This is a genomic window from Micromonospora sp. NPDC049203 (genome assembly GCF_043197215.1).
Taxonomy (GTDB): domain Bacteria; phylum Actinomycetota; class Actinomycetes; order Mycobacteriales; family Micromonosporaceae; genus Micromonospora.
In genome coordinates this window covers 110,729-121,727 of sequence record NZ_JBICSV010000013.1, presented here as the reverse complement: position 1 = coordinate 121,727, position 10,999 = coordinate 110,729, and the positions used below count along the sequence as shown (strand labels likewise).

At 74.3% G+C, this 10,999-nt stretch carries 13 protein-coding genes; 9 read left to right on the top strand and 4 right to left on the bottom strand.

What is annotated here, in order from left to right; all coding sequences use genetic code 11:
• The 3 genes from ACGFIA_RS26480 to ACGFIA_RS26470 form a co-directional block, all read left to right on the top strand.
• Window positions 1–343, top strand: a 343-nt coding sequence (locus ACGFIA_RS26480; RefSeq protein WP_393262666.1) for an oligopeptide/dipeptide ABC transporter ATP-binding protein, incomplete at its 5' end; no start/stop codon positions are given.
• Window positions 340–1,377 (top strand): ABC transporter ATP-binding protein, encoded by a 1,038-nt coding sequence (locus ACGFIA_RS26475; protein WP_393262663.1) that lies wholly within the window; start codon window positions 340–342, stop codon window positions 1,375–1,377. The genes ACGFIA_RS26480 and ACGFIA_RS26475, both read left to right, overlap by 4 nt.
• Window positions 1,378–1,513: 136 nt before the next feature.
• Window positions 1,514–1,885 carry a hypothetical protein gene (locus ACGFIA_RS26470; protein ID WP_393262660.1) on the top strand — a complete coding sequence of 124 codons (372 nt, stop codon included), beginning with the start codon at window positions 1,514–1,516 and terminating at the stop codon, window positions 1,883–1,885.
• Window positions 1,886–1,979: 94 nt separating this feature from the next.
• On the opposite strand, the gene ACGFIA_RS26465 is transcribed toward ACGFIA_RS26470, so the two are convergent.
• Both ACGFIA_RS26465 and ACGFIA_RS26460 read right to left on the bottom strand, forming a co-directional pair.
• Window positions 1,980–2,687: a phenylalanine--tRNA ligase beta subunit-related protein gene (locus ACGFIA_RS26465; protein ID WP_357481302.1), complete on the bottom strand. Its 708-nt coding sequence runs from the start codon at window positions 2,685–2,687 to the stop codon at window positions 1,980–1,982.
• A gap of 36 nt (window positions 2,688–2,723) precedes the next feature.
• Window positions 2,724–3,332 carry a LysE family translocator gene (locus ACGFIA_RS26460; protein WP_357481305.1) on the bottom strand — a complete coding sequence of 203 codons (609 nt, stop codon included), beginning with the start codon at window positions 3,330–3,332 and terminating at the stop codon, window positions 2,724–2,726.
• A gap of 29 nt (window positions 3,333–3,361) precedes the next feature.
• Here ACGFIA_RS26460 and ACGFIA_RS26455 point away from each other — a divergent pair, with 29 nt between their 5' ends.
• Window positions 3,362–4,840: a PLP-dependent aminotransferase family protein gene (locus tag ACGFIA_RS26455; protein ID WP_393262656.1), complete on the top strand. Its 1,479-nt coding sequence runs from the start codon at window positions 3,362–3,364 to the stop codon at window positions 4,838–4,840.
• A 49-nt stretch (window positions 4,841–4,889) separates the two neighbouring features.
• Here the strand turns inward: ACGFIA_RS26455 and ACGFIA_RS26450 are convergent, their stop codons facing one another.
• A complete protein-coding gene (locus ACGFIA_RS26450; protein ID WP_393262653.1) occupies window positions 4,890–5,891 on the bottom strand; it encodes a helix-turn-helix transcriptional regulator in 1,002 nt (333 codons plus the stop codon).
• Between the two features lie 44 nt (window positions 5,892–5,935).
• Between ACGFIA_RS26450 and ACGFIA_RS26445 the strand changes: the two genes are divergently transcribed.
• Both ACGFIA_RS26445 and ACGFIA_RS26440 read left to right on the top strand, forming a co-directional pair.
• Window positions 5,936–6,412: a hypothetical protein gene (locus tag ACGFIA_RS26445; protein WP_357389853.1), complete on the top strand. Its 477-nt coding sequence runs from the start codon at window positions 5,936–5,938 to the stop codon at window positions 6,410–6,412.
• The gene (locus tag ACGFIA_RS26440) at window positions 6,412–6,867 is read left to right on the top strand and encodes a hypothetical protein (protein WP_357389851.1); all 456 of its coding nucleotides are present in this window, start codon (window positions 6,412–6,414) and stop codon (window positions 6,865–6,867) included. Before ACGFIA_RS26445 ends, ACGFIA_RS26440 begins: the two co-directional genes overlap by 1 nt.
• Here the strand turns inward: ACGFIA_RS26440 and ACGFIA_RS26435 are convergent.
• Window positions 6,842–7,522 (bottom strand): TetR/AcrR family transcriptional regulator, encoded by a 681-nt coding sequence (locus ACGFIA_RS26435; protein WP_393262649.1) that lies wholly within the window; start codon window positions 7,520–7,522, stop codon window positions 6,842–6,844. The two genes, ACGFIA_RS26440 and ACGFIA_RS26435, sit on opposite strands and share 26 nt — an antisense overlap.
• A 116-nt stretch (window positions 7,523–7,638) precedes the next feature.
• Here ACGFIA_RS26435 and ACGFIA_RS26430 point away from each other — a divergent pair, with 116 nt between their 5' ends.
• The 3 genes from ACGFIA_RS26430 to ACGFIA_RS26420 are packed head-to-tail and all read left to right on the top strand — an operon-like array spanning window position 7,639 to window position 10,968.
• Window positions 7,639–9,135: an NAD(P)/FAD-dependent oxidoreductase gene (locus tag ACGFIA_RS26430; protein WP_357389847.1), complete on the top strand. Its 1,497-nt coding sequence runs from the start codon at window positions 7,639–7,641 to the stop codon at window positions 9,133–9,135.
• A complete protein-coding gene (locus ACGFIA_RS26425) occupies window positions 9,128–10,132 on the top strand; it encodes an SDR family NAD(P)-dependent oxidoreductase (RefSeq protein WP_393262647.1) in 1,005 nt (334 codons plus the stop codon). Before ACGFIA_RS26430 ends, ACGFIA_RS26425 begins: the two co-directional genes overlap by 8 nt.
• Window positions 10,129–10,968, top strand: coding sequence for an alpha/beta fold hydrolase (locus ACGFIA_RS26420; RefSeq protein ID WP_393262644.1), 840 nt, complete (start codon window positions 10,129–10,131; stop codon window positions 10,966–10,968). The genes ACGFIA_RS26425 and ACGFIA_RS26420 overlap by 4 nt, the downstream gene beginning before the upstream one ends.
• Window positions 10,969–10,999 lie beyond the last annotated feature (31 nt).

Below are 10,999 nucleotides of genomic sequence, written 5' to 3'. Positions count from 1 at the left end.
GGGCCGGGCGGTGGAGCACGGGAGTGTGGGGCGGGTGTTGCGGTCGCCGCAGCATCCGTACACGTGGGGGTTGTTGTCGAGTGTGCCGTCGTTGCGCGGTGACGCGGACGCGGATCTGCTGCCGATTCCGGGTAACCCGCCGTCGTTGATCAACCTGCCGTCGGGGTGTGCGTTTCACCCGCGCTGCCGGTGGGCTGGGGTGAACGGCGACCGGTCCCGCACCGAGGTGCCCGAGCTGCGGGAGGCAGGCGAGGTGGGGCACCTGGTGGCGTGTCATCTGTCGGCGGGGGACCGGGAGCGGATCTACCGCGACGAGGTCGCCCAGGTGGGAGTGGCCCGATGAGCACCGAGACCGAGCCGCTGCTGTCCGTTCGCGGGCTGACCAAGCATTTCCCCGTCCGGCAGGGCCTGCGCGCCACGGGTGCGGTGCGGGCGGTCGACGGGCTGGACTTCGACGTGCGCCCGGGCGAGACGCTCGGCCTGGTGGGGGAGTCGGGGTGCGGGAAGACCACGACCGGGCGGATGCTGGTGCGGCTGCTGGAGCCCACCGCCGGCAGCATCACCTTCGGCGAGCGGGACATCACCCACGCGAAACGGGGTGAGCTGCGCGGCCTGCGGCAGGACCTGCAGATCATCTTCCAGGACCCGTACGCGTCGCTGAACCCCCGCCACACCGTCGGGCGGATCGTGGCCATGCCGTTGCAGGTCAACCGGATCACCCCACCCGGCGGCGTCAAACACCGCGTCCAGGAACTCCTCGAACTCGTCGGCCTGAACCCGGAGCACTACAACAGGTATCCGCACGAGTTCTCCGGCGGGCAACGCCAGCGCATCGGCATCGCCCGCGCCCTGGCCCTGAAACCGAAACTCATCGTCGCCGACGAACCCGTCTCCGCCCTCGACGTGTCCATCCAGGCGCAGGTCATCAACCTGCTCCGCGGCCTGCAACGCGACCTGGACCTGGCATTCGTGTTCATCGCCCACGACCTCGCCGTCGTCCGCCACTTCTGCCACCGCGTCGCCGTCATGTACCTCGGCAAGATCGTCGAGATCGGCGACCGCGACACCATCTACACCCGCCCCCAACACCCCTACACCCGGGCCCTGCTGTCCGCCATCCCCGACGTCACCACCCACGGCCCCGCCGGCCGCATCCGCCTCACCGGCGACGTCCCCACCCCCCTCAACCCCCCATCAGGCTGCCGCTTCCGCACCCGCTGCTGGAAAGCCACCAAGCGGTGCGCCGCCGAAGAACCCGCACTCGTCACCCGCGACGACGGCACACAACTCACCGCCTGCCACTACCCCGAGAAGGAGGCACCGCTCGACACGCCGATGGAAGCCACCCCGGCGCCCGGCAGCGACGAACGCACCTGACCCACGACGGGCCGGGGGCGACCATCGGACATCGTTCGGGTATGTCCGCGCACTACCCGTGGGCAGCCCGCTCGACCGGCCGGACGACCCCGGCTCGCCCGGCGGTTTTGTCGGACCCGCTCGCTAGGGTACGGACGTGATCGCCGATGACTCCGATGCCGTGACAGTCCGCTTCCTGCGCATGATGCGTGCCGAGATAGGCGCCGAACGGGCGGGCGAGGATTCGCTCGGCCGCACCGTCGACCTCGCCCGGCGCTTGTGGGGCACCGCCGACGCGCGCCTCGCCGACGCCCTGCGCGAGCTGCACGGCGAGTCGGCCGACCCGCACGACGTCGCGGGTGCGGCGAGCGCCCTGACCGCCGACGCCGGCCTGCTCACCCAGCCCGACGCGCGGGGCGCGGCGCTGGCCCGGTTCACCGCCAACGCCCGGCGCCTGCGCACCGGCGAGATCACCCCGGCCGAGTTCGACGAGCTGACGGCCCGCGAGCGCACCGACCCCGACGCCTGACGACGAGCCGGGCGGCTCCCAGCGTCGTCGCCGGACGCCCGGAACCTGCGCACCGGCGTCACGCCGCGCGACCGGCCGTCACCACGCCGGCGGATCAGCCCGTCCGGACCGGCACGGCGAACTCCGGCGCGTCAGCGCTGAGCAGCGCCGTCCGCGACGGCACGCGCCACAGCTCGGCCAGCGCCGCGGCCAGCTCGTCCACGACCTGGCGAACGGTCGGGGCCGCCCCGTCGTGCATCGCCTCGACCACCACCAGGACCTCGGTGGTGGCGGCCCGCACCGCTGACGCGCCGCTCTGCCGGTGGCACCAGCGCCGGGCGTGCGCGTGCCCGCCCTCGTCGGCGAAGATCACCTCGTCGGGCACCGGGTGCTCCGCCTCCCCGCCGAGGGTCAGATAGGTTTCCGTGCCCTCGGCCGGGCGTACGGTCAGGTCGCCGTCGACGTGGGCGAGGTCGAGCACCGCGACAGGCACCGCGTACCGGACCGACAGCGCGTTGCCGAGATCCACCAGCGGATGCAGGCGGGGCAGGTCCCCGTCCCGCCGCAGCCGGCGGAGCAGCGACTCGGCCGCGCAGCGGTAGCGGGTCGGCGGGCAGCCCATCCGGGTGAACGCGCGCCGCCACGCCTGGATCTCCGGGAAGCCACCCTCCGGCCCGGCGGAAAGGCGGTCCCGGGCCGTGCCGAGATGCCCGGCCAGCAGTGGCGTGACGTCGACGTCGGGCGTGACGCCGGTGGCGTGCAGGACGCCGCAGGTCAGTTCCGGGAAGGCCGACCAGACCTCGGGGGAGTGCCGGAAACGCACAGGAAGACTCCTTTTCGGGCGGTGAACTGGAACGGGTCAGGCGGTGAGGGCGAGGCCGAGGCCCAGGACGAGGAAGCCGCCGGCGACGGCGTGCCGCAGCAGCCCGGTCAGCCGGGGCCGGGACAGCACGCGGCGGCGCAGCGCGCCGGCCAGGAGCGCGTACCCGGCGAACACCAGCAGCGTGACAGCCATGAACACCAGGCCGCAGGCGAGCATCCGCGCCGTGGCGGCGGGCGTGTCCGGGGGTACGAACTGCGGCAGGAACGCCACGAAGAACACAGTCACCTTCGGGTTCAGCAGGTTCAGCAGCACACCGTCCCGGAACACCGCAGCCGCCGGACGTGGCGGCCGGTCGCTCCCGACGGTGAGCGTGCCCCGGTCGCGCAGCGCCGACCAGGCCATCCAGAGCAGGTACGCCACACCCAGCCAGGTCACCACGCGAAACGCCGGGGTGCCGGCGCGCAGCAGGGCGGCCAGGCCGGTCACCGCGGCGATGACGTGCGGGACGAGGCTGAGCGTGGCGCCGACGGCAGCGGCCAGCCCGGCCCGGCGCCCGGCGGTCACGGCGGTGGCGAGTGTGTGCATCACCCCGGTACCGGGACTGACCGCGACGATCAGTGAGGTCAGCAGAAACGCGGCTGTCATGCGATCCAGCCTGTGGCCATAATGGCCCGATGGACAGGGCCAAAGCCGTCGTTTCCCACGAGTCCAAAGCGGCCGGTGCCGACTTCCTCCAGCTCGACGTCGGCGAGGCGCCGCCCGGTGGCCGCGCGGACTGGCTGGCGGCCCGGCTGCGCTCCGCGATCGCCGACGGCCGGGCGCCGTTGGGCACCCGCCTGCCGGCGAGCCGCGTGCTCGCCGCCGAGCTGGGCGTCTCCCGGGGCGTGGTGACCGAGGCCTACCAGCGGCTGGCCGAAGACGGGCAGGTGGCCGGGCGCGGCCGGGCCGGAACGATTGTGGTCGCCACCCCGGCCGCCGCGCTCACCCGGCCGCCCCGGCCGAGGAGGACACCGGAGGTGTTCGCCGGGCGGCCCGGCATGGACGCGATCGACGAGCTGCGTGCCGTACCCGCTGAGGTGGACCTGACGCCCGGCGTACCCGATCTGGCGGCCTTTCCCCGCGCGGCCTGGCTGCGGGCCGAACGGGCCGTGCTGCACCGGGTGGCGCCGGCGGCGCTCGGCTACGGCGGCCCGACGGGCACGCCCGCGCTGCGGCTCGCGGTCGCGAACTGGCTGGCCCGCAACCGGGGCATCCGCGCCGACCCGGCCGAGGTGGTGATCGTGGCGGGGGTGTCCCAGGCGCTCGGCCTGCTCGCGCGGGTGCTCCACGACCGGGGTACGCACACCGTCGCGGTGGAGGACCCCGGCTCGCTGGGCGTACGGCAGCACCTGGCCTATTCCGGGCTGGCGACGCCGCCGGTCCCGGTGGACGACAGGGGCCTGCGCGTCGACGCGCTGGAGCGGTCCGGTGCGCCGGCCGTGCTGCTCACCCCGGCGCACCAGTTCCCGACCGGAGTGGTGCTCGACGGCGACCGGCGCCGGCGGCTGCTGCGGTGGGCACGCGACGGTGGCCTGGTGGTGGAGGACGACTACGACGCCGAGCACCGCTACGACCGGCCGCCGGTGCCGGCGCTGCGGGCCATGGCGCCGGACCGCGTCTGCTACGTCGGTAGCATCTCCAAGCTGCTCGCGCCGGCCCTGCGGATCGGATGGATGCTGGTGCCGCCCGCGCTGCACGCCGACGTGGTGGCCGCGAAGCGGGCCGCCGATCTCGGCAACCCGGCGTTGGCGCAGCTCGTGCTGGCCGAGCTGATGGAGTCCGGCACGCTGGAACGGCACCTGCGGCTGCTGCGCCACCGGCACGTACGCCGCCGCGACGCGATGATCCGCGCGGTAGGCGCGCACCTGCCGGGGGCGGTGGTGCACGGCGCCGCGGCCGGGCTGCACCTGATGGTCACGCTGCCCGGCGACGTCGACGACCGGGCGCTGGCGGCGGCGGCGCTGCGCCACGGCGTCAAGGTCCACCCGCTGTCCTGGCACGGCCAGCGCCCACAGCCGCCCGGCCTGGTCCTCGGCTACGCCGCGACCCCGCCGTCGGAGATCGACCGAGCCCTCTCCACGGTGGCCGACGCCCTCCGTACCCCGCCTCGGTGATCAAGGAGTTCGTGTCCGAGTCGATCCTCGAAGGACACAAACTCCTTGATCACCGGGGGCGAGGCGGGGTGGGTGGGGTGGGTGGGGGGTAGAGGGCAGTGAGGGCGGTGGCCGTTTCGGTCAGGCGGGTGCGTAGCGCCTCCGGGGTGAGGACCTCCACGTCGGCGCCGAGCCGGAGCAGGTCGCCGTGCGCGTGGGTGAGCGACTCGATCGGGATGACCGCGTGCACCCAGCCGGTGGCGTCGGGCGGGCCGGCGCTCGCCTCGGCGGCGGCGACCACCACGTCGCTGCCGACCTCGCGCAGCCGGGCGAAGCCGCGCGGCGACAGCCGGATGCGCGCCTCGTCGCGGTGCAGGCCCGCCCGGAACCGCACCACGTGCGCGCGCCACCAGGCCGGCAGGTCGAACTCCGGCCGCTCGAACGTCTCGTCCAGCGGGGTCAGGTCGAGGATCTGGTTGACCCGGTAGGTGGCCGGGTCGGCGCGGTCGGGCCGGGCGGCGACCAGATACCAGCGCCCGCCCTTGAGCACCAGCCCGTACGGTTCGAGGACCCGGGTCGTCTCGCCCCGCCAGCCCCGGTACCGCACCCGGACCCGGTGCTGCCGCCACACCGCCTCGGCCGCCTCGGCGAGGTGTGGCGACGGGTCGCCGTCGGAGTACCAGCCCGGTGTGTCCAGGTGGAACCGCTGCTCCAGCCGGGCCGCCCGGTCGGCGAGCGGGGCGGGCAGCGCGGCCCGCAGCTTGAGCTGCACGGCGGCGACGACCGACTGGTAGCCCAGCTCGGCCGCAGGCCCGGGGAGCCCGGCGAAGAGCAGCCGGTCGGCCTCCTCGGCGGTGAGCCCGGTCAGCCGGGTCCGCCAGCCCTCCACGAGCCGGTAGCCGCCGTCGTGTCCGGCCTCGCCGTACAGCGGGATGCCCGCCGCGTGCAGCGCCTCGACGTCCCGGTAGATCGTGCGTGCCGACACCTGGAGGCGGGCGGCCAGGTCGGCGGCGGTGAGCCGGTTGTGCGCCTGCAGGAGCAGCAGGATGGACAGGAGTCGACTGGCCCGCATTCTGCTGACACTAGCTGTCAGGGGAGCGGCCCTAGCGTGCCCGCATGGCTTTTCACGACAAGGATCTGACAGTGCCGGGGGCCGTCGAGGTGGCCGGCCGGCACGTCAAGCGCTACCACATGGACCAGCCGGGTCGCCGCCTCGAACCGCGGGTGGTCGACGCCGCGTACGCGTACCTCCCGGCGCTGCTGCCCGCCCCGGACGGCTCCACCCCGCCGGCGAGCTGGGTGGTGCTGCACCGGGGCGCGGACACCGGGGCGTACCTGCTGGCGTACAGCTGGTTCTTCGACAACGTGGTCGAGTGCCGCATCGCGATCGCCGGGCAGCCCGCGCTGGACTGCCCGGACGACGACCCGGCGCACTTCGTCGACCTGACCCGCCCCGGCGTCGGCTGCGTCTGGGAACTGGGCGTGCTGGAACACGAGCGCGCCGCCTGGATCCGGCACGTGCTCGCGCCGGACCGGCCGGACCTCGCGGGCTACCTGGCGGACGCCCGGGCCGAGGGGCCGGTGGGCCGCTGATGGGCGACTTCGACTTCCTCGTCGGCACCTGGGACGTGACCAACCGGCGCCTGCGGCAGCGCCACGTCGGCAGCGACGACTGGGACGAGTTCGCCGGTGTCAGCGAGGCGCGCTCGTTCTTCGACGGCGCGGGCAGCTTCGACGAGATGCGCTGCCCGAGCCGGGGCTTCTCCGGCTCCACGGTGCGCATCCTGAACCCGTCGACCGGGTTGTGGTCGCTCTACTGGATGCACAGCAGCCGTGGGGTGCTGGAACTGCCGCCGGTGGTGGGCCGGTTCACCGGCGGCGTCGGTGAGTTCCACGCCGACGACACCGACGAGGGGCGGCCGGTGCGCTGCCGCTTCCTCTGGTCGGCGATCACCGCCGACTCCTGCCGCTGGGAGCAGGCGTTCTCCACCGACGGTGAACGCACCTGGGAGACCAACTGGGTCATGGAGTTCCGCCGGACGCGGTGACCGGCGGCGTGGTGGTCCGGTAGATCGCGGTCAGCCACACGTCGAGCAGCACGTCCACCACGTCCCGCTCGGCCACCGCCGGGCCGTCCCCGGCGAAGGTGGCGTACCAGACGCGTTCGTTCATCGAGTTCAGCGCGATGGCGAGGTCCCGGGCGGCCAGGCCGTCCGGGGCCGCGCCGCGCGCGCGTTCGGCCTCGATCGCGGCCTGCACCGCGCGGACCCAGCGTTCCAGCACCTCGGCCCAGAGCCGACGCACCTCGGCGTTGGTGCCGCGCACCTGGGCGCAGGCCAGCACCACGTCCCGGTGCCCGCCGAACGTGGCGTGGAACCGGGCGATCAGCTCCCGCCAGTGGGCGCGCGGATCCTCGGCGAGCCGCTCGAACACGCCACCGGCGGCGGCGTCGGCCTCCTCGGTGACCCGGTCGAGCAGCGTGAGCAGCACCGCGTCCTTGGACGGGAAGTAGAAGTAGAACGTGGGCCGGGAGATCCCCGCACCGCGCGCCAGGTCGTCGATGGAGATGTCGGCGAAGGGGCGCTGCGCCAGCAACCGCTCGGCGGTGGCCAGGATCGCGGTCTCCCGGTCGTCTCCGGTGGACCGGCCGGCCCGCCGCCCGCGCGTCGGCGCGGCGCCGGTCGGCGTACGGGCGGTCGTCATGTCGGCTGATGCTACACCCGCTCGACACCCTGTCGATTCGACTCGACACGGTGTTGACTGCGGTCGACGGCGATGGATAGTGTCCGGTCCACCGCCGGTGCGAACGGGAGAAATCGATGGCCGCAGACCACGTCGACGTCCTCATCGTCGGGGCCGGCCTGTCCGGCATCGGCGCCGCCGTCCACCTCGGACGCGAATGCCCCGGCAAGACCTACGCGGTGCTGGAGGCCCGGGGCGCGATCGGCGGCACCTGGGACCTGTTCCGCTACCCGGGCATCCGCTCCGACTCGGACATGTACACCCTCGGCTACTCGTTCAAGCCGTGGACCGACCCCAAGGCGATCGCCGACGGCGACGCCATCCGGGCGTACGTGCGCCAGACCGCCCGCGAGTACGGCGTGGAACGGCACATCCGCTTCCACCACCGGGCCCTGCGCGCCGAGTGGGACAGCGCCACCGCGCGCTGGACGGTGCACGCCCACCGCGACGACACCGGCGAGGACGTCACGCTCACCTGCGGGTTCCTGTTCACCAACTCCGGCTACTACCGCTACGACGAGGGCTACACGCCCCGGTTCCCCGGCGTCGAGCGGTACGCCGGCACGCTCGTGCACCCGCAGCACTGGCCGGACGACCTGGACTACGCCGGCAAGCGGGTCGTGGTGATCGGCAGCGGCGCCACGGCTGTCACCCTGGTCCCGGCCATGGCCGAGCGGGCCGCCCACGTCACCATGCTCCAGCGCTCACCCACGTACGTGATCGCGCTGCCCTCGCGCGACCCGTTCGCCGACGCCGCGCGGCGCTGGCTGACCCCGAAGGCCGCGTACGCGGTGGCCCGGTGGAAGAACGTCACGCTCGGGGTGGCCAACTTCCAGCTCAGCCGCCGTGCCCCCGGCGTGGTGAAGCGGTTCCTGCGCCGCGCCGCGAAGGGCCGCCTCCCGTCCGGGTACGACGTCGACAGGCACTTCTCGCCCCGCTACAACCCGTGGGACCAGCGCCTGTGCGTGGTGCCGGACGGGGACCTGTTCGCCGCGCTGAGCGCCGGCCGCGCGTCGGTTGTCACCGACACCATCGACACGTTCACCGAGCGGGGCGTCCGGCTCGCCTCCGGCGAGGAACTGCCCGCCGACGTGGTGGTCACCGCCACCGGCCTCAACCTGCTCGCGCTCGGCGGTATGACGCTGGCGGTCGACGGCGCGGAGGTCGACCTCGCCTCGACTGTGGCCTACAAGGGCATGATGCTGTCCGGCGTGCCGAACTTCGCCATGACCATCGGCTACACGAACGCCTCCTGGACGCTGAAGGCCGATCTCGTGGCCACGTACGTCTGCCGGTTGCTGCGCCACCTCGACGACACCGGGCAGCAGATCGTCACGCCGCTCGCGCCGGACACCGACGACCTCGAACCGATCATCGACCTCCAGTCCGGCTACGTGCTGCGTGCCGTCGACCAGTTGCCCAAGCAGGGGCCGCAGGCGCCGTGGCGGCTGCACCAGAACTATCCCCGCGACGTACGCCTGATGCGGCACGGCCCGCTCACCGACGGCGTACGGTTCGCCCGCGCGGGCGTACCCGCCACGGCGGCCACCACCTCGGGAGGAACCGATGCGTGACCTCGCCTTCCCCGGCGGCACGGCGGTGCTCACCGGCGCGGCCAGCGGCATCGGCGCGGCGCTGGCCCACGGGCTGGCCCGGCGCGGCGCCGACCTGGTGCTGCTCGACCGGGACGCCGACGGCCTGGCCGCGACAGTCGCCGCGATCCGGGCCGCGTACCCGGACCGGCGCGTCGAGACCCACCTGGTCGACCTGGCCGACGCCGACGCCACCGACCGGGTCGCCGCCGAGATCCACCGCGCGCACCCCCGGATCCGGCTGCTGATCAACAACGCCGGGGTGGCGCTGGGCGGGCGCTTCGACCAGGTGACCCTGGAGGAGTTCCTCTGGGTCATCGAGATCAACTTCCGGGCGGTGGTACGCCTGACCCACGCGCTGCTGCCCGCGCTCAAGGCCGAGCCCGGCGCCCACCTGGTCAACGTGTCCAGCCTGTTCGGCCTGATCGCGCCCGCCGGGCAGGCCGCGTACGCGGCGAGCAAGTTCGCGGTGCGCGGCTTCACCGAGGCGCTGCGGCACGAACTCGTCGACGACGGCGTCGGCGTCACGTCGGTGCACCCGGGCGGCATCCGGACCCGGATCGCCGCCAGCGCCCGCGTGGGCAGCGGCGTGGCCCTCGACGAGTACGAGGCCGGGCGCAAGCAGTTCGAGAAGCTGCTCACCATCGACCCGGCCACCGCCGCCGAGGTGATCCTGCGCGGCGCCCAGCGCCGCCGGGGCCGGGTGCTCATCGGCTGGTCGGCGAAGCTGCCCGACCTGCTCGCCCGCATCGCCCCCGCCGGGTACGGCAAGGTGCTGGCCCTGGGCATGCGCCAGCGCCCGGCCGGGCCGGCCGAGACCCCCGCAGCCGCGCCCGCCGAGGCGCCGGTCGCCGCGTCCGCAGCCGTGCCCGCCGAGACATCCGCAACTCCGGCCGTCGAAGCGCCGGCGGTCCGGGCCGACGTGCCGTCCGCCCGGACCGGCGAGGAGGCCGTGCCGGAATCCGGGCGCCGGGCGTGACGCTCGCCCTGCCCCCGGCCGGCGAGACCACAGTCGACGGGCGGCGCGTCCGGTGCCGGATCAGCGGGGACGGCCCGCCCGTGGTGCTGCTGCACGGCATCGGCCGTACCCTCGACGACTTCGCCGCCCTGCACACGGCGCTGGCGCACGACCACCTGGTGCTCGCGGTGGACCTGCCCGGGCACGGCGGCTCCGCGCCGCTGGACGGCCCGCACACGCTTCCGGCCCTGGCCGCGGCGGTGGCCCGCTTCCTGGACGTGGCCGGGGTGGGCGACCCGGCGCACCTGGTCGGCAACTCCCTCGGCGGGGCGGTGGCGATGCGCCTGGCCGCCGACGAACCGCGGCGCGTCGCCAGCCTGGCGTTGCTGAACAGCGCCGGCTTCGGCCGCGAGGTCACCGTGGCGCTACGGCTGCTCGCGGTGCGTCCGCTGGCCCGGCTGCTGCTGCGCCCCGACCCGAGGATCGTCCGCCGCACCGAGCGGGCGATCTTCTACGACCCGGGGCACGTCACCGAGGAACGGATCGCCCTCGCGCTGGCCGTGGCCGGGCAGCCGCACGCGGCCCGGGTGATGCTGGAGCTGGTCCGTGACCTGGGCACCTGGCGCGGCGTACGCCCGCGGTGGCGTACCGAACTGCTCGACGCGGTGGCCGCGCTCGACCTGCCCACGCTGCTCGTCTGGGGCGACCGCGACCTGATCCTGCCCGCCGCGCACCTGGCGTACGCCCGCACCCGGCTGCCGCACGCGCGCAGCCACCTGTTCCCCGACACCGGGCACATGCCGCAGATCGAGCGGACCGCCGAGGTGGAGGCGCTGCTGCGCCGGCTGTGGGCCTGACGGTGGCCCGCGCCACTGTCCGGGCCCGCGC